The sequence below is a fragment of the Sphingobacterium sp. MYb382 genome (assembly GCF_037572665.1).
GTDB lineage: Bacteria > Bacteroidota > Bacteroidia > Sphingobacteriales > Sphingobacteriaceae > Sphingobacterium.
On the sequence record NZ_JBBGZT010000024.1, the window covers coordinates 710,487 to 733,518 of the forward strand.

At 41.1% G+C, this 23,032-nt stretch carries 12 protein-coding genes; 5 read left to right on the forward strand and 7 right to left on the reverse strand.

Going from position 1 to position 23,032, the window contains the following annotated elements; translation table 11 throughout:
• The first annotated feature begins 22 nt into the window (after positions 1-22).
• The 3 genes from WH223_RS13610 to WH223_RS13620 are packed head-to-tail and all read left to right on the forward strand — an operon-like array spanning position 23 to position 5,768.
• A complete protein-coding gene (locus WH223_RS13610) occupies positions 23-1,021 on the forward strand; it encodes a TlpA disulfide reductase family protein (RefSeq protein ID WP_340048277.1) in 999 nt (332 codons plus the stop codon).
• Between the two features lie 56 nt (positions 1,022-1,077).
• Positions 1,078-4,239 carry a SusC/RagA family TonB-linked outer membrane protein gene (locus tag WH223_RS13615; RefSeq protein ID WP_340048278.1) on the forward strand — a complete coding sequence of 1,054 codons (3,162 nt, stop codon included), beginning with the start codon at positions 1,078-1,080 and terminating at the stop codon, positions 4,237-4,239.
• 17 nt (positions 4,240-4,256) lie between these two features.
• A complete protein-coding gene (locus WH223_RS13620; RefSeq protein ID WP_340048279.1) occupies positions 4,257-5,768 on the forward strand; it encodes a RagB/SusD family nutrient uptake outer membrane protein in 1,512 nt (503 codons plus the stop codon).
• A gap of 88 nt (positions 5,769-5,856) precedes the next feature.
• On the opposite strand, the gene WH223_RS13625 is transcribed toward WH223_RS13620, so the two are convergent.
• The 5 genes from WH223_RS13625 to WH223_RS13645 all read right to left on the reverse strand — a co-directional run bounded on the left by WH223_RS13625 (position 5,857) and on the right by WH223_RS13645 (position 14,987).
• On the reverse strand, positions 5,857-7,047 hold the full coding sequence (locus tag WH223_RS13625) for an exo-beta-N-acetylmuramidase NamZ family protein (protein ID WP_340048280.1): 1,191 nt from the start codon (positions 7,045-7,047) through the stop codon (positions 5,857-5,859).
• 352 nt (positions 7,048-7,399) lie between these two features.
• Positions 7,400-8,938, reverse strand: a complete 1,539-nt coding sequence (locus WH223_RS13630) for a hypothetical protein (protein WP_340048281.1) — start codon at positions 8,936-8,938, stop codon at positions 7,400-7,402.
• A gap of 23 nt (positions 8,939-8,961) precedes the next feature.
• Positions 8,962-12,006: a SusC/RagA family TonB-linked outer membrane protein gene (locus tag WH223_RS13635; RefSeq protein ID WP_340048282.1), complete on the reverse strand. Its 3,045-nt coding sequence runs from the start codon at positions 12,004-12,006 to the stop codon at positions 8,962-8,964.
• A 564-nt stretch (positions 12,007-12,570) separates the two neighbouring features.
• Positions 12,571-13,359, reverse strand: coding sequence for a DUF4595 domain-containing protein (locus tag WH223_RS13640; protein WP_340048283.1), 789 nt, complete (start codon positions 13,357-13,359; stop codon positions 12,571-12,573).
• 272 nt (positions 13,360-13,631) lie between these two features.
• Positions 13,632-14,987 carry an alpha/beta hydrolase family protein gene (locus WH223_RS13645; protein ID WP_340048284.1) on the reverse strand — a complete coding sequence of 452 codons (1,356 nt, stop codon included), beginning with the start codon at positions 14,985-14,987 and terminating at the stop codon, positions 13,632-13,634.
• A 413-nt stretch (positions 14,988-15,400) separates the two neighbouring features.
• On the opposite strand from WH223_RS13645, the gene WH223_RS13650 reads away from it, so the two are divergent.
• Entirely contained in the window at positions 15,401-15,535 is a 135-nt protein-coding gene (locus WH223_RS13650) for a hypothetical protein (RefSeq protein WP_340048285.1), read from the forward strand.
• A 67-nt stretch (positions 15,536-15,602) separates the two neighbouring features.
• Here WH223_RS13650 and WH223_RS13655 read toward each other — a convergent pair whose 3' ends face one another.
• Entirely contained in the window at positions 15,603-16,814 is a 1,212-nt protein-coding gene (locus WH223_RS13655) for a DUF3999 family protein (protein ID WP_340048286.1), read from the reverse strand.
• Entirely contained in the window at positions 16,807-19,254 is a 2,448-nt protein-coding gene (locus tag WH223_RS13660) for a DUF2339 domain-containing protein (RefSeq protein WP_340048287.1), read from the reverse strand. The genes WH223_RS13655 and WH223_RS13660 overlap by 8 nt, the downstream gene beginning before the upstream one ends.
• Positions 19,255-19,981: 727 nt before the next feature.
• On the opposite strand from WH223_RS13660, the gene WH223_RS13665 reads away from it, so the two are divergent.
• A partial coding sequence (locus tag WH223_RS13665; RefSeq protein WP_340048288.1) for a DUF11 domain-containing protein occupies positions 19,982-23,032 on the forward strand: 3,051 nt, incomplete at its 3' end.

A 23,032-nucleotide genomic window follows, 5' to 3' on the forward strand; every position in this document is an offset into this window, starting at 1 on the left:
AACAAGTATAAGTAAGGATAATATGAAAAATAAACTAATAGGATTCGCAGCCTTGATGCTACTATTCGTTGTACAAGCATCGGCACAAAAAGTCGCTCCTTTACGCTTAAAAGGAACAGTAACAGGCGCAAAAGATGGTATAATTTACCTTCAACAATATGATAATAAAATATTCAAAACCGTAGACTCTACGCTCGTGAAGAATGGTCGTTTTAGCTTCGCAACGAAGGTTCAATTGCCTGAGCTTTATGGGTTGAAACTGACAGGCGACGGCTATCCTGTGCAGGTGTTTCTCGAGGATGCCCCGATAGAAGTAGCTATCCAATGGGGTGAAAAAGGTGGACGTGCAGAGGTCAAAGGGTCAAAAGCACAGGCCTACTTTGAAAGCTCCAGCAAAGAGCAGCGTAAACAAACGGCTAAAGAGTTTATCGAGACAGACCCAAAATCTATCGTTGCCGCTTACACCTTGTTCCGCAACTATTCGTACAATCTATCACCAGATGAGCTGGAAGCACATATCAAGTTGTTAGACCCTTCATTGCAGCAAACGCAGTATGTGAGCATCTTGAAAGACTTGATTCAAAAGCAAAGAGCTGTATTGCCAGGCAAGAAAGCTTTGGACTTTGTGTCTAAAGATCCTAATGGAAATACCGTTCGTTTCAGTGACCACCTAGGTAAGGGCTATGTACTTCTTGATTTCTGGGCTGCTTGGTGTGGACCATGTCGTCGAGAGAATCCAAACGTAGTAGCGGCTTTCCAAAAGTATAAAAACAAAGGCTTTACCGTGTTTGGTGTCTCCTTAGATAAGGATAAAGCAAGCTGGGTGAAAGCCATTAAAGATGATGGCCTTGATTGGGCACAAGTGTCTGATTTAGCATTCTGGGATACCGAGGCAGCAGCACTTTATGGGGTACGTTTTATCCCGAGCAACTTGCTTATTGATGAGCATGGCGTTATCGTCGCTCGTAATATCAAAGGCGAAGAGCTGCAGGAGAAATTAAAAGAAATATATGGTGAATAAGCGCGCTTCAAAGCGTTGCTTATTCCTTAAATACAACCTAAAAAATAGTAAAGACGATGAAAAAAACAAGTCTGTTTTACTTTCTTCTCTTGCTCTCGGGCGGCGGGGTGATTACACCTACCCATGCACAAGAGCAGGCGAAACCTATTATTAATGCGGTGCTCAGCGGAGTGGTGCAGGATGCTGCCACGGGACGTTCACTTTCGGGAGCTACCCTAAGTTTGAAAGATGTAACCCATCAGGTTACGACCGATAAATTTGGTAAGTTCCAATTCGTGACGGGACAGAAATTGCCGTTTACGGTTACTATATCTTTCGTTGGTTACGAAAGTAAAACCTTAGTCATCAGTACTTCTCCTGTCGTTATTCAGTTGGAGCCTATTGAGAATGCATTAGAAGAAACCGTTGTTGTCGGTTATACGACAGCGAAGAAGTCAAGTTACACAGGTTCTGTTTCCACCGTTAGCGGTAGAGAATTAGATAACCTACAGATAACCACCATCGGTAAAGCCTTGCAAGGTACGGTGCCTGGATTGCAGTCTATTGCTTCCGCAGGACAGCCAGGTAGTGATGCCGACTTGTTCGTCCGTGGTGTAGGTTCTGTGAATGCATCAACAGCACCACTCTATGTGGTCGATGGTATTCCGGGAGCGAATGCGAACAACTTGAATCCTAAAGATATCCTTTCCATTTCCGTATTGAAAGATGCAACCGCCAGCGCGCTGTATGGTTCGCGTGGTGCCAATGGGGTAATCGTTGTGACGACCAAATCGGGTGAATTAAATAGTAAGACCTCCGTAAATTTCTCGGCAAACTATGGTTTTACGGGGCGTGCTGTTAAAGATTATGAATACCTATCACAGCAAGAGTATTATGAATTGCAATGGGAAGCCATTCGTAATACGCAGCTAGATCAAGGTAAATCGGCAGCCGTTGCGGCACAATATGCGACAGATTACCTCGTAGATGGTGCCCTAAAGGTCAATATTTTTGGACCTAACTTTCCGAAGCCTGTAGGTGTAGATGGTAAGTTGGTAGCGGGAGCAACGCCGCTATGGAACGACGACTGGGGCAAGGCTATTTCAAGACGTGGTGTTCGCCAGCAGTATGACCTTAGCCTAAGCGGCGGTAGTGCCAATACGCGTTACTATATTTCGGGTGGTTACCTGAACGAGCAAGGGTGGATTCGTACGGCCGATTTCAGCCGTTATAATTTCCGTACCAATGTGCAGTCGAAGGTAAACTCTTGGTTTGAGGCCGGTGGAAATATCGCTTTGTCATCGGGTTTCCAGCGTTCGCCAACGCAGAGTGATAGCAACACGGGTAACTTTGCCAACTTCCAGCGTTTAGTATCCGATTTATATCCCGTTTACCAACGCAACCCAGATGGGTCATTGATTTTGGATGAACAGGGTAATAAAAAATGGGATTATGGATTGTGGCGACCAACAACGGCAGCTAGCGGCTCCAATATCTTAGGAAGTGCTGAAAATGCAATCTCCGGAACAAATAATGAGTCTGTGCTGTTGGGTACCAATATCAAGATCTCCTTCTCGGATAAGTTGTCTTTAAAATCAACCGCCAATATCGACTACCGCACGACCAGTGGACATAGCTATTCGCACTCTTACTATACGACCGGTGTTCTGACGGAAGGAGCTGGGTCGGCAAGCCGTAGTTCCAGTCGAGCATTAAACTATACGGTAAACAGTTTTTTAAACTACGACACGAACTTTGGTAATCAACATCATATTTCTGCATTAGCAGGACCCGAGGTTTACGTGCAAGGAAGTTCTTCGCTATCGGGAAGCCGTACGGGTTTTCAAGTGTTGGGTAAAACGGAGCCTTCCGCAGGAACGGTAAGTGGTGTTTTTAATGGTACCTCTTCGGACTATAAACTGTCCAGCTGGTTGGGACAGTTGAACTATGATTATCTAGATCGCTATCACTTCTCGACAAGCTACCGTAGAGATGGTTCCTCTCGCTTCAGTAAACAGTCGCGCTGGGGTAACTTCTGGTCATTGGGGGCCGCATGGAACGTGAAGAAAGAGTCTTTCTTGCGTGATGTGACAACCATTAATAACTTGAACTTACGTGCTAGTTATGGGGCGCAAGGAAACGATAGGGTTGGAAATTACGCCTACGGCGGATTCTATTCTATCTACAATAGTTTGGATCAGCTAGGCCTGTTGCCTTCCGACTTGCCAACACCAGAATTAAAATGGGAGACGAACTTAAACCTTAATATTGGAGCCGATATCGCCTTATTCAATAATCGATTGATTGCTCAGATTGATGTGTACGACCGTCAGTCGAAAGACCTACTCTTCCAAAAGCCGCTTTCTCCATCAACAGGCTATAGTGGTATCGATGCCAACATTGGCTCTTTGAGTAACCGAGGTATCGATGGCCAGATTACAGGTATTCCTATTCGTAACAAAGACTTCAGATGGTCGGTGACGGCCAACTTCGGGCACTATAAAAATAAAATAACCAAGCTTCCGCAGAAAGAAATCTTAACGGGTTCTATTGGGCAGTATGGTAACACGAAAAAGATGGTCGAAGGAGGTTCTATCTATGACTTCTTTATCAAAGAGTGGGCTGGTGTAAACCCTGAAAATGGTAAAGCTACCTGGTATAAAGATGTGTTGGACGCGCAAGGTAACGTTACTGGACGCACGACCACAGCCAACCAGACGGAAGCAACGCCTTATTTTCAAGGAAGCTCTTTGCCTGATTTATATGGAGGTATTAGCAATAACTTTAGCTATAAAGGATTTGATTTATCTTTCTTGTTCTCCTATAGCTTAGGTGGGAAAATATTTGATGGTGACCAACCGATGATTATGCATGTAGGTTCTTCGCCAGGTAGAAGCTGGTCGAAAGAGGCGCTAAATAGATGGACACCAGAAAATCCAAATACCGACTTCCCTAGATTAGCCTATGTAACGGATTCTTGGACTTCCATTCCTTCGACGCGTTTTCTACGTAGCGCAAGCTATGGCCGCTTGAAGAACTTAAGTTTCAGCTATACCATTCCGCGCAACTTGGTTTCTAAATGGTCGCTGTCGGATGTGCGTGTCCGCTTTGTCGGCGAGAACTTGTTGACTTTCTATGGAACACAGGGCTTGGATCCTGAACAAGCAGTAAGTGGTGTTACCTACTACCGTTATCCAGCACAGAAATCATATGCATTGGTTCTTAATGTTTCCTTTTAACCCATTAATGTGTTTCAATGATGAAATTAAAATTTAAATATATAGCTGCTATCTTACCCTTATTGACACTCTCGTCTTGTGGGGATAGTTTCTTTGATACAGCACCAGCAACGCAGATTACTACGCCCGAGGTATTCTCCTCGGAGAGTAATATCGATGCTTTTATAAATGGATCGTTGCGCTTCCTGATGGAGAATAGTACCTCGCAAGATAACCCTGGGCTTCCAGCGATTTTCTTGACCCACGAAGTGATGGGGGAAGATGCTATTGCGCGTGATGGACGCTACGGTTTTCGTGACTCCTATCCCTATAAAGATCCTTTTGATAACAGCACACGACGTGCGCTTTTCTTTTGGACTTTGCAGTATAAGTCTATCGATCATGCCAACAACCTGATCGCAAATATTAAGATTGATGATAGCAGCAAAGAGAGCTTGAAGCACCTGAAAGGGCAGGCCTATGCTTTGCGGGGTTTGAACTACCTGAACTTGGTACGTCAGTATCAGTTTACCTATGTGAAAGATCCGAATGCAAAAGCTATTCCTATCTATACCGACCCTACAACACCGACAACAGAGCCTAAGCCACGATCGACAGTGAAGCAGGTTTATGACCAGATTATTGGCGACCTGAAGGAGGCCGAAAAACTGTTGCCAGGCTTTAAACGTAAAGTGAAAAATAGACTCGATCTTAATGTGGTGTACGGCCTATTAGCAAGAACCTACCTCACCCAAGAAAACTGGGAACAGGCGCGCGATTATGCTAACAAAGCACGTGTAGGTTATCCTATTATGACGGCTACGCAATATACCGAGGGCTTTAACGATGTCAGCAATTCAGAGTGGATTTGGGGACATCCCCAAACACAAACGCAAAACTTAGGTGGAGCATCATTTTTAGCTTATATTGAGACAACGCCTTATGCGACCGATGCTAAAGGTGTAAATTTATACTTCGGTTATAATAGTATTGTGCCGGATCCAAATTTTATCGGTTTGTTTACTAATGGCGATGTACGCAAATCACTATTTGAGATCGCTAAGCAGCCGGCAGAGGCTATCTATCGTTCATACCGATACCGTAAGTTTAGAAATAAACACCCGAATCGTGATGGTCATATTGTGTTGATGCGTGCTTCCGAGCAATTGTTAATCGAAGCTGAAAGTAAAGCTAGACTAGACGATGTGAAGGGTGCTATCGACCTGCTGAATGAATTAAGACGTAAACGTAACCTTCCTGATTTGAGCGTGGCTAGTTTCAATAAAACAACAGCTGTGGAAGAGATACTTCTGGAGCGCCGTAAAGAGTTGTGGGGTGAAGGTTTCCGTTTGTATGATATCTTACGTACACAAACAGCGCCTGTTCGTCGTGAAACAAATGAGACTTTTATCGATGATGCCGGAAAAACAGCATCCGTCGTTGGACATTATATCACGAAGTTCCCGGATGGTAAGAGTATAACGGCAAATAGCACTTATTTCTTATTCCCGATACCGCTAAACGAATTAAACAATAACCCGAACCTGTAATTGGTAAATAGCTCTCCTGGCCGCAGGAGAATTATTTATCGGTTTTTGTTGAGACCGCCGTATCCGAAAGGATAGGGCGGTTCTTTTTTTAAGGATATAATACGTATTGCTGACGCATTTTTTTGTAGGTTACTAAGTCTGGTTCCCAACTTTTGCGAATCTCCTCAGCAGTCATGCCTGCTACAATTTGTTCTTTTAATTTGGTGCCTCCAGCCAGTTTCTCAAAAGGTACGATTTCCTTGCTTTGCTTGTTGTCAAAGAAAATTTCCTTTTTAGGGTACTTGTTGTACGTCTCAATAAGCCATGAAAGGTTTACCTTTTTCTCTGCTCTTAGCTTTTGTAAATCAACATTCCGCAAGTCTAATCCGTAACAAACTTGATCTTTGTAAATCGGCGTAGCGCTCATATCTTTAATGCTCACAGGAGTAAACGAGAACGAATAAATGCCTTTGAGGGCAGGGCTGCCTATTACCGTAAATGGATATTGGGTACCACGACCCTCACTCAATATGGTGCCTTCAAATAAACAGGTCGCTGGATAAAGGAGTATCGCTTGTGCTGTGTTGATGTTTGGCGACATTTTCACAGGAGGTAGGTAAGGCATGTCATGGCTATAGTTCTGCATTTTAATAACCTTGATTTTACACTGAACGCCATTAGCAAGCCAGCCTTCACCATTAATCATTTGTGCATATTCGCCGACGGTCATCCCGTGCGTGATAGGAACCGGGTGCATCCCGATATCCGATTTGTAAGCCATATCCAAGATTGGCCCATCAATAAAATAACCGTTAGGGTTCGGGCGGTCAAGGATAATTAACTCTTTCCCTTGCTCCGCACAGGCCTCCATAACGCGATGCATGGTCGCGATATAGGTAAAATAACGAACGCCAATATCTTGGATGTCATAAACCAATATGTCTACGTCGGATAGCATTTCCTTTGTAGGCTTCTTCGTCTTCCCATATAGGGATACCACTTTGACTCCCGTTTTAGGATCTATCTCATTAGATACTTTAACGCCAGCACCCACATCACCACGGAAACCATGCTCCGGGCCAAAAACCTTGACAATAGTAACGCCCAAAGCGATAAGGCTGTCAACAGTACTGCTATCGCCTATTTTGGAAGAATTGTTGACCACCATGCCGACACGTTTTCCTTTAAGGTAGCCCACATAGGCTGCCGTCTGCTCTGCGCCTGTACGAAACTGAGCGTAGGTCGATTGGACAAGAAGAAAACAGACACAAATAAGAAGTGTAAACCTCATCTTTTTCATAATTATTCTTTTAGCATGTAACAAAACCTATAAGGTGATGCACAATGGTTTATTGTTAAGTAAAAGCCTTTTGACTCCTACAGCATGTCAAAAGACATGTTCGGTTATTTAATTGCAGTAATATTACTGTTTTAAAATTAAATACGCAACAAAGTGCAGATTGTTTTGCTTTTAATATCTAATGAGACGTCAACCATCTAGGTATATGTGTTTTCCTAGCATAGCGAAAGGACTTTAATAAAAAAGGGCCTTTGCTTTCCTGCTTTGATTAAGGATTGCACTTAATCGCCGCATAGAAAACAAAAGGCCACTATGTAATGGAGGGTTAGTCTATTTTTTGGAAGAGCCTAATTTATAGGGAAGGCTTCCATCCGTTGTCTCTGGCGGTACCGAGTTCGCCATATTTACCTTTTTCACCTGCGGCATCTTTCCCACCGAAGCTGTAGGCCGGTTCGCCAATTAGTTCTAGCTGAACTTGCGGAATAGGGAATTGGGTCGGTGTACCACCTTGTAGGAGGTCGTTGCGACGCATAAAGGTGAAGGGCACAAAAGTTCCACCAGCACCATCAATCTCGATAGCATACTCATAGTGAAGCGCATCGCGCAACACACTCGCAGAGGCCGCAATATCAGGTAATCCCCCTTTAAGTTTTCGTGCTGCGGTAGGGTTGTTTAGTTCAGCTGCGGCACCCTGATAGTCTTTCAACCAATATTTTGCCTCGGCACGTAGTAAACGTGTTTCCTCGGCTAAGAAATACGGATTTATAGCTCCAGCTACGTTTAATGTCGATTGCTTTGGATACATCCAGCGCGAGCGTAGGTAGTTGCTGAACAAGCCTCTACCGCGTGCCTCCAGTAGGATTCCGAAGTTGCTCGTGTAGGTGAAATACTGATAAAAACGTTTATCATCCGATGCTATCGGCGCTAAAATAACCGAGTTGTCGAGCGGGTATAAGTTTGGTGTTTTCTTTGTTTTGTCGGCTAGGTAAGCAATTTTTATATCTGCCGGCACATAAGAGGCCGTACCATACGGTCTTTCCAATACATCCACCAACGCATTGTAATAGCCACCTACCGTAGTGGTGATGGTGTAATCTTTGGTGAATCCTTTGTTGGCATAGTCTAGTACTTTTTTCCAGTGCTGTTCGCCCAATGCTTCAGCCTCCACTTTATCGCGCGCAACCGATGATAGGATACGTGCGGAAAGCGAGTTGATGAGAAGCACCAAATCGGCCTTCGAAATTGTTACGCCTTTCAGAAAGTCAAAATTCAGATTCGGCGAAGCCTCAACAAGCTGTAATGTTTTATCTAGATGTTTGATGCCGTTGGCAATAAGATCTTTGTAGGAGTGCGGAAATTCACGCAACTTCAGGTTGGTATCATCGACGATAATACCACGGTCAAAGATAACACCCAAATAGCCTTGTGAAACACCTTTGGCATAGTAGGCGCCTATTAGACAGTCTTGTGTGCGGTCGGCACCCTTATCATCGTAGATGGTTATTTTTTGGTTTTCAATCATGTCAATCACCTTGGTAGCATCCAAATTGGATTGATAGAAGTTGGCATAAATCTCGCGCACGGCAGCATAGCCGCGATAAGCTGCATTATTATTTAGGCGAATACGTGGTTCATTGGCAAAATCCCACCACGATTGGCTACCGTTAGTATTTGTCGATTGATCGGCCCATAGGCTAAAGTGGGAACCTCCGGCATTGCTCGTCGTCGTATTAAAGGCTGTCTGTATACTACTTGTCGTTAATACATAGCCTAAGCTTTTTATTTTGTCTATGGCTGCTTCGTTGGTTAAGGTCGACGGATCGTCAAAACCTATAGACTCACACGAGGTAAGTGACGCAGCAATTGCTATACTTAAAAATATCTTTTTCATAGTCTTGTGCTAAACGCTTTACATTAAAAATTAAAGGTTAATTTACCCGAGATAATTCTGTAGGTAGGGTAATTAAAGCCATCCTGTCCGATACCATCCACGTTAGTACCTTCAAAATTGGTCCAGATGAACAAGTTGCGGCCGATAAGCGATAGGCTTGCATTTTTAAATATTTTGGCAACGCCTAGCTTCTGTGTCGGTAGTTTGTAGGATAACGATAGTTCACGTAGCGCCAAGTAGGTCGTTTTCTCAATCCAGTAGTCTGTTACTTGCGATGCATTGAACACTTGGGTGGTGAAGTTTAATGGTTTTCCCGCTGCCGCTGTAGCATCCGAGAATGCAGAACGGTATACATACGTCAAGTACTGTGCGGTTTCGTTAAACTTCTGTCCGCCTTGCTGCCAATCAAGTACCGTGTATAAAGAGAAAGGCCCGTAGTTAAATGTGTTGCTAAAGCCAACTAAGAAATCAGGATTAGCATCTCCTAGAATCTTAGCGTTACCTGTCGCGGCATTCACATAAAATACAGGTGCTTCATTTGCTTTTCCTAAAGCCGCTTTTTCTACAACCACGCCAAACTCATTGACAACATAGTCATCTATGCGCTTCGTGCCATCACCCGCATTGGTAACGAAACCTTGCTGGTTGGTTTGTAGCTGACCAAGGTCCGAGTGGATGCTGTAGCCATAGATTGCAGTTGTGCTTGCGCCCACAGCCTTTCTATAGCCGTTGGATGTAAATTCAGGCACATCGCCCAAGGAAGTTATGCGGCTGCGTACTCTACTGAATGTTAGGCCTGAGGTCCAGGAGAATTTTTTCTGCTCGATTACTTTTCCATTTACTTCCAACTCTAAGGAGTTCGACTTCACTGCTCCTAGGTTGTCATAAATATTTGCAGACCCTGAAATAGGTGTGAAGGCAGGAACGGAAATAAAGTCGTTGGTACTATTCGAAAATGCATAGTTAAATTGCACGTTCAATCGTTTGAAAAGTACCGCATCAAAACCAAGCTCCGTCTCTGCGGTAATGGCTCTTTTTAGGTTGGTGTTGTCATTTTGTGTGTAGCTAACCCCGCCTGTATTGGAGATGCGTACTCGGCTATCTTTAGCGCCGAATGGTGGAAGGCTACCCGCTTTACCGTAGGCTACGCGGAGCTTCAACTCGGTGATTGGATTCAGGTTCAGATCTTCTGTAAGACGGTATGCTGCTGAGATACGTGGAAAGAAGGCCGTACCTACATCGCGACCAAAGCGTGAACTTTGATCTAGGCGTCCCAAAGCGTCAATAAACACTTTATCGGCCCATGCTATCTTCGCATTTAAGAAATAACCATGGTTAACGGTTTTTTCCCAAGTAGAGGAGATATTACGGGTGCTCGGCTCGGTCACATTTAAGCTTTTTACGGGAGCCGTTAGGTTTCTTCCTGAGGCATTAAATCCTGTTTTTGAGGAGAACTCGTATACATACTTAGCCGTTAATCCCCAGTCTACCTTTCCTGTTTTGCGGTTATAGTTTACTTGAAATTGGCCATTCTTGCTGTTGGAACGTTGTGTCGTTAAAGCGTAGTTACCGTTGTTTAGCTCAATGTCTGGAACAATCGTTTGGTAGCCTTTCGGATAGTATTCTTCCGTGTTGTACTGTTTTGTCTGTAAGGATAATGCTCCTTCGGCACTTAAATGATCGGTGATTACATATCTCAGCTTACCACCTAAGAGTAAGTTTTCCGTTTGATAAGCGTACTCTTCGTTGCTTAGTCTATAAAATGGATTTGTCCATTGTTGTCCTGATAAGTTACTCCCTTTAGGCAGATAAACATATTTGCCTGAAGCATCTTTCTCGCTTAAATCGATAAAAGGTTCAACCAATAAAGTGGAGTATAGCAAGCCTTCGGAACGGCTAGATACCGCATTTGAAGGTGTATCGAAATAGCTGTACTGCGTTGTCAGGTCCGCGGTTATTTTAGGTGTTATTTTATAACCTAAGTTGAATAGAATATTTTGTCTTTTGTCAGCACTAACCACGGGGGAAACACCGCCTTTGTTTTGGTTTTGTGCAGATAAGAATATGTTGTACTTTTCGCCGCTAGCACCTAGAGAAGCGGAATTTGTGTAGTAGCTTGTTCTACCTAGCAGGTTTTTTGTATTATCTACATAGTCTTTGTAGGGATGTAGATTGACCGAGTAACCATTCTCTTTGTAATCAATAACGCGCGCGCCATTAACCAATAAGAATGATCCGTCGGGATTTACTTTAAAGTGGTGATTGTAAGATAATGGCGGCAACAATAGCAAACTGGAATAACCCAATTCATTGTCTACGTTGATATTTAGTTTGCCTTCTTTCTTTCCATTCTTCGTTAATACCTGGATAACACCACCCTCTCCACGTGTTCCATAGAGGGCCGATGCTGCAGCACCTTTTACGACCTCAATCGTCTCGATGTCATTGGGGTTAAGATCCGAAAGACGAAGCGACGTTACAAAGCCATCGATGACAATCAAAGGTTCAATTTCGCCTGTTACAGATTTTGAACCGCGTAGGTAAACGGAGGCTCCGGCATTTCCGCCGGCCTGATTAACGCGCAAGCCCGCTACTTTGCCACGTAAGCTGGTAGAAGCGTCCAAAGAAGGCACAGTACCAATCAGCTCATTGTCTATTTTTGTTAAAGCAAAAGATAGCTTCTTGCGGCTTGTTCCTTGTGCAACACCCGTCACGACAACCTCGTCGAGCTCCTTGGAAAGGGGCGTTAATTCAATGGTGATCGGGCTGGTTTCAATAACTAAAGCTAGCGGTAGGTAGCTTAGGTGGCTTATGCGTACCTTAAACGGTAGCTTTTGTCCGGTTACAAATTGGAACTTCCCTTGTCCATCTGTTTTCACACTATGCGTAACGGCATCCAGTTGGACGGTTACATCTTCGATAGGCTCTTTTGTGATTGCATCTATTATTTTACCTTCTAAGGAGGCATTAACGATTGGTTTTACTTGTGCAAAAGTAGCTGTAGTGAAAACCAAAAAATTAAGCAATAGAAAGCTGATAGAATACAGGTGTACTCTAGTGTTTTTCATTAGATATGTATTAATAGTTAATAATTAAACAACAAGTGCCAACGCCAATTGATTACTTGTAAATACGTAAGATAATAGGTAATCTGTAGTTTGATGCTCTACAGTAGCGACTAGTAACACATTCGCATGGATGCGATGCAAAGATGAGTTTGTGGGAAGGCAAAGAATTCTAGAGATTGAAATTCTGCTTGTAGTGGTTTTGGTAGATTTTGTTCCATAAGGGATAATATATTACGGTTTGCTAAATATGGAAAACTTCCTGTTGATCAGTTGACTAAGTTTCCGTTGTCCATCAAGTCATTTATGAAATGATGAAACAAATATAGTTATTAAATATAATATCTATCTATTTAATAGATTATTTTTTTAATAAAATATTAACTTGGCTTTATTCATGATAATAAGTGTGTTAAGGTTGGTGACTTAAGAATTGTTAATTCTTACTGGTGGGAGTGTGTTTTATTCTTTTATATGAAAAAGGATTGCCTCGTACAAAAGGTTAAAATGGTCGCCTCCAATCTGAAGACGACCATTTTAACCTTTTTCAATAAAATCCTAGTTTGCCTATCTGCAATAGTATTCTAATAAGTGAATTACAGGGGTGTTTTCTACAATTGTTGTTATTGATGTTGCATTTCCCTGCGCATCATCTTTATAGGTGAAAGGAATTGTTAAACCATCATTATGTTTTATTGATGTGATACGGTTTGTTGATTTTTTACCTAAAAATCCAGTTTCATAGAAAAAAACTAATAGTTGGATATTTTCAAATTCTGAAAAAGTTGAGTAAGGAGATGTAACCGTGCTATATGGTGTATATTTCTTCGTGAGGTCATAGCTAAGTGAAAAATTCCCCGAAGCATTTTTTAAGGAAGTTAGATTCGTATTTGTGTAGAGGTATTCTTCTGTTGAAATTTTGTTATTATATGTTTCAGTCGTTTTTTCAAGTTGTCCTGCGGGATTATAGGTAAAGTTGAATGCTAAAGATTCTCCTTTTTCTCTAACTTCTTTTCCAGCAGTAATACGACCTTTATCATCTAGCGTAAATTCAAGAATTTCATCTTCATCGCCTGCCTCTTTTGAAACTGCTGTAATTTTATTGGCTGTATAATTAAAAGTGATGAGGACCTCGTCATTTTCTCCATTATCAATACTATTGCTTTTTATAGCATTAATTCGTCCTGATTGGTCATAATTAAATGATGCGATAAATTTGCTGTCGTCGATTTCTGCAGGAAGTATGGTCAGTTTTGTAACCAGACAGCCTTCCACTTGTGGGATATCATTTTTGTCATCCTTTGAACAGCCTAAAAAGATGCTGGCAGTAAATAGTAGTAATCCTAATTTTTTCATATGTTAAATAAGTTTGTGTGTAGCTTGTGCTAAGTGATACCTTGATAATAATGGAAAAGAGATGGACAAATCTTTTTCCTAATTTTTTTCAAAAATAAAGGCTTTAAAAATCAAGGGATACCACAAAAAGTTTAATTATTATCGACATAAGCCACTTTTTTAACAGAGAGAAGCTTTAATTGTTTTTTACCGAGCACAATAGGATGGTCTGTCAGCCTTAATATTTTTCTAATTTAGGATGCCCTTTACAGCATCCTAAATTAGGAGGTTTACTATTTTGCTAAAGCTAATTGTAAATTGAATGCTGCGACATATGCAATTGCGCCGCTATAATGATTCAACCCAGGGTATTCGGCGAAGTGCACGTTGCCTCCGGCAGCATTCATTTTGAGTGCAAAACTCTTTGCTTGTTTAAATTCTACTGTTACATCTGCTGTTCCATGCAGCATAAAAAGGGGAGCCTTATTTACCCATGGTTTGATATTGTTTTCGTCAAGTGCTCTTCTGACTTCCGAGTAGGTATTACTGGTTTTATAGTTCGTCAAAAAATCTGCTGTATAAATAGCCGATAGTTTTTGTGGATAATTTATAGCTCCATACCCGTTAAAATCATTAAAACTCATGGTGTAATAGGGCTCTTTCATAATTTTGGCAACAGGAATATTCGGATATCTTACTTTTTTATATCCCCAAAGGCCATACGGGAAAAAGTAGGGAATTTCAGCATAATCCTTAGCTATGGAGTAATCTAGTACCTTAGTCAGGTTGGCTGGAATTCCACCTACAGAAATTAGCTTAATGGATAGGTCTTTATGCTCTCGGTTTGTCTCTATTTCTCGAGCAATAGCTGTAGCAGAAAAGGCACCCTGCGAATATCCGGTTATAATTAAATCATCACTCGCTAATTTTACGAAATCCTGATTAAGGGTTTTCTGTGCGGCCCTGATTAATCTAATAGAGCTTACGGCGATAACTTTTTGGTCTAAGTACGGATGCTGTAATTGCCCATGAGAGCTGCCAAAACCTGGGTAGTCAATAATTAATACAGGCTGAAGTCCCGCATTTAATAGATAAGGGGCTATCGCTATTCCGTCGATTAAATCAGATCCCTTTAAGGTCCATAAGTTGCCGAATAGATTTGATGGTGCTAATTTATTAATCACATATGTGCCTGGGGTCGCTACAATCAACTGTTTCTGGTGTAGCAGCGCGTGTAAACGTGGGTAAAGTAAAACTGCCGACACATCCATCATTACAAGAGGGTTAGCAGGGTTCGGTAATTTCACCACTATTTTTTTGGAATGTATAATTAATGCAGTCGTTCTAGCTTTAGGGTTTACAGGATTCTGTTCCCTGATCTGTTGCATCGTACTAGAAACATCGTAACCTTGCTTTTCAAGATCGCTTGCAATTTTTTCCAAGTCAACCAAAGAATAGGAGGATAAGGAGGTTGCTACACTAGTTGTGGTATCCATTTGTGAACCTGAAATTTCTACTTCATTTTCAGGTAGTGAAATTTTGTCGTTACAGGAGTTAAAAAGCATAAAACCAATAAGTAACGCTTTTAGGGGTGAAGTGCGGTTTTTAATTCCTTTTACCCTTTTAATGAATTTTAAGTAATCTTTCATAATAAATGTTTGTTTTTTAGGTATAGATGATCTGCTCTTATTATTTAAATATCCATGTGATGAGCGGATCTCGTAATTCCCTCTTTAGTGTGGGGAATGAAAGAAGGTGATAACATTGCGTATATTCACTCTTTCAACATGTATAAAATTTGCTGTGCCGATAAGGTTAAAACTGTATGTATAAATTGGGTAAGTAAGGACGTAAAGGTCGCCCTACACACTTTTGTGTGTTATCATATAAGGATTAACTAAATTTAGTGTTGGCATGAAGGAGGGAAGGCCAAAAGAAGTTTAAAAGACCTCGAATTAAGACATGTTTAAAACTGGATAATAAAAGTAGGTGATTTAGGAAGCTGGAACGTTTAAATCAGGTGTCGTAGATTGTCCATAATGTAAAAAGCAACTCGTGGGAGTTGCTTTTTACATTTCTAGTAGATTGGATCAATGGTATTGTTGGTGTTTCTGTAAAATTGTTACTAACGGATGAATTAAAAGACGTCCGTCGTACCGCTTGCATTAATGCCAATGTTGTATATTGGTTTGAGTAAGTGTCGCGGAATACCCTGTTTTTCCTATTTCTGCATGTATATAAAGGTTCTTATAGGCGTAGTACAACTACTCTTTACGTAGATCTTTTAACAAGCTATGTCCAAAATAAAAGGCGATAGCCACACCAATTATTGAGCAGACAATCAGTAGGGTGCGGCTGTTTTCTTCCTTTTCTTCGGGTTCTGTTTTTTGTGGAACTTTAACTGCCAACGACTTTATTTGTGTTACGTTTGCGATTGGGATGTGTGAGGGAAGCTCCATGTTAATCATCGCTAAATCGTAATTTGGAGCATGCCAATTGTTGTCTGCTTCCAAAACATAACTAGATCCAGCTGTGAGGTCGGCGATAATTTCTATCGGTAGCTGGTAGGCAGAAATACTGTCTATCTGTAATGGAGCATTGTCTTCATTAGCGATGACAATGCAAAATGTTTCCGAATAGTTATTCGTTATAGGCTGACCTGTAAGGTTTCTTTCCGTTAATGTAAAGTAAGCTGTTTGATTTTGTTGTGCCTGTTGGTTTGTCGTGTTTTTCAGTATATTAAAAATTTTAGCCTGTCTATAGTATTGTTTAGGTGTCGTAATATGAAACTGAATATGGTCTACAGGTAAACGATTGGGCTTGGTGAAAAGTATAATGGTGCTTTTCGTTCTAGGGTCGTTTACAATTGTACTCTTCAACGTATGTAATTGCTCCAGCGTCGATTTTATCTTTTCATTCGTGATGAAGCCGATTTCCAAAATATTTATAGGAGCTGTTCTTGTGTTATCGAAGATAAAACGTAGGTATTTGTAATCGTTAAGCGGGAAACTGATTGATTTAATAGACGTCGTTTGATTTATCGCATTTAAATCGCTTAGTACCCCATAACTTTCAATACTAAACCAACGCTGTAGATCATTACTACCCGCTAGGGTATACCTTTTTTTTACATTCGTATTCGCGATGCGGAAGGAGATTGATTGCCACTCTTCTCGATTCGGGTTCTCTATGATAATCTGCTCGCTGCTATCGCTCAACACGCGTTTGTACTGTGCCGATTTAAAGTTTATTTTACTTTCTGGAAGCTTTTTTAGGACATAAGGAATTTCTCGACCATTTTCATTCTTTAGTCGTAACATCCCTACATCGTTACCTAATAAGGCACGAAAAGCCTCGGGTATAGGAATGATATGGTAGCCGTTGTCGGTCGCCATTAATTGCCCTTGAATTTGTTGTGCCTGCCCCAGAGCCGTAAAAAAGTAACCAAGCAGAAAGAATAAAAGTTTTTTAGTCATCTGTTTGCTCATTGGTATCGACAACAAGGTTTTTAATTTTTTGATATACAAAAGATATAACTAATATTAAGGCACCTAATAAGATAAAAGCAATAATTTTCCCAGTTTCCGATATTTCGGAAATATCGAATAAAAAGAGCTTTGCGATGGTTATACCCAATAGGGTTAACGCGATGATGCGCACAATCTTCAGGTTTCTTTTTATGCCCACTGTTAAGAAGATAAAAGATAATAGACCCCAAAGAATAGGGAATAAAGCTCTAATAACCATAGAGAAGGTCTCATTATAATGGTTTTTCGATACGGTGTTAATCAAGCAGATGATATTGAGTTCGCTACTACATAGGTACACGATGAAAAAGCCAATAAACCATAACCATAGCTGCTGCGATTTCATCAGTTTTTCACCTTCGAATAGGAATGTTTTGATGAATGTCCAAGTTTGAGATAGCAGTAGCAGTAGGCTGATGTAGTGGAATAGGAAAGCTAGTGGTAGATCTTTGCTATTACTGGATAATGCTTGCATTTTCTCTATTAATGGCAATCGGTAGACAATTAATAGGTATGCCGCCATATTGACAATAATCAAGACCTTCGTTATTGCGCGGAGGGAAGAACTTCGGTTTTGAATATAGTAGATTAAAATAGTGCTGTACAGCATATGGTATAGGTATGGAAAGAAATTTATTGTAGCGCTATTGCTAAAGAAATTTTTCGCCTGATAACTGATCTCTATGATGGGTAAAAAATAGGCGAATAGTAGGACTGTAGCATAGAGAATCTTCCGATAAAAGACCGGATCAAAGGTGAACTCAACAAACGTATAAACATATGCATGTTTTTTTAACATCCTATAAGTGAATAGGAAGGTGCCAATAACCGTTAAGCCCGTTATAAAAGTAGAATTGAAGCCCAACACAAAGGCCACCGTCTTATTGGGATAGGCTACTAAATCTATAAATAGGCTTAGAACCGATAGCCATTGAACAATAATAGCACCAACCACAAAACCATATAATTTTGTTTTATTCGTTAACCAGAATAATAAAATGGCTTCACAGGCCCAGAATATCGTAATATAATTTCCTTCAAATTGTACCGGTATGGTAAGGGTCGTAAATGTTAAAGCTAAACCGATAAGTACATAAATAATGTTTTTGTCCAACTTATAGCGTTTATAAATGAAGGACGCTGATAACAGGTTAAAAATTCCGATGCCTAAAGTAAACAGACCTGCGTATTGAGGGGCTATTATATGTACAGTCTGATAGCCAATGCCATAATAGGCTGCATTATTGATGATTACGGCGAAAATTTCGTAGTTGGTGAATTTTGTTTTCTGCCTAATATTATTAATAATAAAAGCAAGGTTAAAGATGAGGTAAAATAAACTGCTATATATCAAGGTATGCTGCTGTACCATTATGCTGCTATCTTTTAATAAGGCATACCAACCCAACACGATAAAAAATGTTAATATAAAGGCTGTGAAATTCAGGATAAACCAACGTTTAAAGTATGACATCGTTAATATCCCGCAGTTTAAGATGCAGAGATAGGTTAAGAGTACATGGTAATTTGTTTGCCCGGTACTTACCATAAAAGGAACAGCAAAACCCGCAATTGTGGCTAAGATGGCCAGCTCCTGCCGTTTATAGGCTAGCGACACAAATACGGAAAATAGCATAATACAGACCATTATTGTAAAAGCCACAGTTTGGCTAAACAAACCATAGTCGTGAAAAGCAATGCCCATGGTGAAGTAAAAAACCGATATCGCTCCGGCAACAAGCACTGAACTAAAGGCTTTAAACTTGGCACGTAGACGATGCGCTATACCTAACAAAATACCACCCGATAGTATGCCGATTCCCACGCGACCAGGCTCGTTTATCCAGTCTCGGTCGATAGCATATTTTACAAAGTAGCTTATCCCTAATACCAAGATGATAATACCTATTTTATTGATGAGGTTTTCACCAATAAATTTTTCTATATCCGGGTTATCCCGTCTAAACCGCTCAAACCAATCAAGCTCCGGTACTAAATCTTCCTCCTGTACATACACATCGTTGTCTTCGACTTCTTGCAGAAAAGTCGGTTCTGGAAGGCTTGGTAGCAGTTCTTCTGTAGGATATGTAGTTTCGGCGACAATATGCTGTTCGATAGGTTCATCCGTCTCATATGCTGGCACGGCGTCGACTTCTATAGGTATGCTGTGCTCTTCCTCGACAGTGATAGGCGCTTCAGCAAGTTGAAGGTCGGGCTGGAGGTCAACCGGTTCAAGCGTATCTTCCTGTTTGTCTTCAAAAGTTTGCCTAATAGAAATTAGCTGATCAAGGGCCTCGTCTAATCCTCGCCGAAGCGTTGTGATTTCATTTTTTAGGTTTTGTAGCAGGAATATAAGCACTGCGAAGCCAAGGATAGTTATGATTTCCATTTAATTTATTTTGTTGAGACGTAAAATGAAGGCTACATGTAGCCGATTGATACTTTATGTTAATAACAGTAGGGGCAACATCCCTTTATTAAAAATCAATACATTGTTTCCTAATAATTTGGTAGACCATTATTTCTGTAAAGGCTCACTAAAAGTAGAGCTGTTGAGTAATGATTTAAGCCCGTAAAAGTTTAATTAGTATTAGATTAAGACATTTCTGATAAATGTTCATTAAAGAGGAACTAAATTTGATGATGTTTCGAAAACGGTCTAGAAAGCAAAAAAAAGAAGAACATTTAAGTTACTCTTTTTTCTAGCCCATAGGAAATAGTCGTTAAGGTTCATTAATCCGTTTATCGATGTAAACGTTTAAGCTTGTCAGGCTAATTCGCTACATGAGGCACTTTTATAATATCATGTGCAGGTATTCGATTGAAATTAGTCGTTAGTCTATTTAAACAGTTCTTATTTCACTGATTTCATCTCATATTACTTGATGATTTGGCGTTTTGTGATTTGCGGAACTTTAATCTTTTTATCCTACTAAAAAAATAGTTGTTCAATTCTGAGTTTTCTATTTTTTAGATGGACACTATTGTTTAACAAAATTCTTAAGAGTTAAATTGTTGAACTATAAGTGAAACAAAATCCTATGTTGCTTGTTATTAATGCTTATGAAATACCGAATGTCGCTATTTAACTTTTTTTTAACAAAACTATCCCATAGATGGACCTTTCTTCTTTACTAAAACGGATTTCCTCCATTGGGCTATTGTGCCTACTAATGTTGGGGCAAATAAAGACAATAGCACAGGTCACTGACTTTACGGTGTTATCCACGAATGTAACCTGTCCTGGAAACGGAACAATTAGCGTTCAGGCAACTGGTATTAACGCGCAAACGCGGTTTGCGCTAATCAATCCTTCTACGCAACTGCGGCCACAACAAGAGCTTCCTGAGTTTTTGGCGGTACCAGCGGGTACATACACCGTAGCGGTGTATCAAGGGGCGAACCTAGTCGGCGTAAAGGTCGCAACAGTGCTACTAGAATATGCGTCTCCATCCATAACCAATGTCGTTGAAGCTACAGCGTATGAAATACCCTGTGTAGCGGCAGGTACACTTACCGTTCATGATAATAAAGGCATGCTAAATGTGAAAGAGCCTTTTGAGTATTCCATTGATGGGGTGAATTTTCAAAGTAGCAATGTCTTCAAAGGACTGGTAAAAGGATCCTATCAGGTTACGCTTAGGGATGCCTGTGGTGCTACTGTTGTTCGGGCGGCTCAAGTAACGGAAGATTTACTGACGCCCACACCGATTGTGTTAAGTAGAAACGTAAATAATTTTGCTTTTGCACTTGGAGCTGGCGCCTGTACCTATGATTTTAATCCAGCCATTGTAGACGTGAATAGTAAGTCGCCTACCTTGGAATATCGAATGCGTTTAGGGAATAATGCTTGGAGCGCTTGGACAGCATATGCAAATAAGACGTCAATTGCCGCTAATGCGGCCAATCGGGATATGATTACCTCGACTTCTAACCTTATTGGTGTTGAAGTAAGGGATAATTGTAAACCTGAAAACGTAGCTACTATTAATGTAGGGATGGCTGTGCGACCATTGAATGATAGGCAGCCTGGTGAAGGGTTTTGTGAAACTGGGACAAAGAAAAATGTGGAACTCGTGTTTATTTCTGCAGTAGACAATTCTACCTCTACGCCTGCCGCTTCGTTGGTAGGAGGAACGGTAAAATATCGGATTTTTGAAATTGATGGAACAAATAATGAGGTTATCGGTGGCGATGCGATACCCGAGACCAACTGGCCAATTGGTGCGCACTTGGTGAAACACGAGCTTGTGCCTAATAAACGCTATAAAGCCCTTGTTTATAATGAATGTGGGATTGTGATAGAGAAAATTATTGTAGTAGCCCCTATCGCGAAAAAGCAACTCCAACGACGGACACAACCTGATGGCTGTGATAAGAATGCAGGACGTTTAGCAGTGCTTGATTTACCAAATGGGGAGCCTAATGCTTACCCAATGACCGTCAAAGCGATTGAACAGGTGACGGGTAGACTGTTAGGCAGTGTCACCATAAATAGTGAGCCGGCAAATACCATGGCTACGGTTGTCGTTGCAAGTGGCATTGCAGCAGGAGTGAGGTATGATATGGAGGTTACCTTTAACTGTCCTGGGGCTGATTACGTGGCCAGAAATTTAACCATGCCAAACTTCGTTTACGATGTGCAGACGGTCTTTGAGCCTATAGAGCTTGTTTCTGGAAACTTTGATTTGCAGTTAACGCCTACTTACACCGGTTTTTCGAATACAAGTATTGGCGGTAGTACAGTTCGTCATAAAATTATTGATGGTCCTGCTGGTTATCCGACAAATGTACTGGTGGGTATGCGAAACTTGAAGTGGTCTAATTTAGCACCAGGCACTTATACGATCGTTAACTATATGGTAAGTACCTATGGTAACAACCAAGATAAGCCTGAATGTTATATGAATGTTTATACCGTTGAGTTGACTGCAGGTGGCGTATTACCTATCCTCGTAGATGGCATACGGTCTGGTGGTTTAATTTGTTCGGGATTAACGACAGGAACCTTGTCGGTGATCATGGAGGATATGCAGCCTGATTATCGTTTTCAATATAGACGCAAAGCGGATGGCGGTCCTTATACTCCTTATTTTGAAGGAACGGTTGGCCCAGAAGGTAATACCGTCTTTTCTGTTAGTGGTTTGACTTTGGGTGTCTACGAATTCAACATTAGCAATTCATTTGGCTCCACGCCATATGAGTTTGAAATGCTAGACGCAAACTCAATTAATATAATTCATGCAAACCCTACTGATGGCGTACTGTGCTTAGGTCAACCTTTGGAACTTAATGCTGGTCCTATTGGAACTGTGATTTCCTTTTCTTGGGAAAAAGATGGTGCCGTCATTTCTACGGAAGCAAGTATCAGTATTCCGGAGGTCGCTTTTAGTGATGCGGGTGAATATATCCTGAAAATCGTAACTAATGAAGGTTGTACGATTGAGAACGCTATTCAAGTGGTGGTCAATGGTTGTTCGGCAGATTTGGAAGTGGTGAAGACGGCGGATAGCTATGCGAAGAAGGTGGGCCAGGAGATTGTGTTTACACTGGATGTTAAAAACTATGGTCCGGCTATGGCCGTGAATACGGTGCTGACGGATATTCTTAAATCAGGTTTTTCTTTTGTCTCGGCTGTTGCCAGTATTGGTAATTATGACGAAACTACGGGATTATGGACTATTGGTGACTTGGATGTTGATCAGGAAGCTCAATTAACGATACGTGCGCTAGTATTGGAGACTGGGGATACCAATAACGTGGCGGATGTGGAGTCCGATACACAAGATAATGAATTAGATAATAATCAGAGTGCTATATTTATTACCGTTACAAATCTGCTTGTTGCCAATGATGATACACCAGCAAGTATCAACGGTAAAGATGGTGGTACGACGGTTTCGGTATTGGATAACGATACGCTGAACGGTAATGTTGTTGATCCTACGGAAGTCAGCTTAACACCTGGCGTAAGTCCACATGCGAATATTACGATGAATGGTGACGGGGCGATTACGGTTACACCGGAAACTCCAGCAGGCACCTATTTTTATCCATATTCAATTTGTGAGGTATTGAACCCAACAAATTGTTCTAGCGCTGAGGTTACTATTGTCGTGGATGCAGCCTTGCTTGTTGCCAATGATGATACACCAGCAAGTATCAAC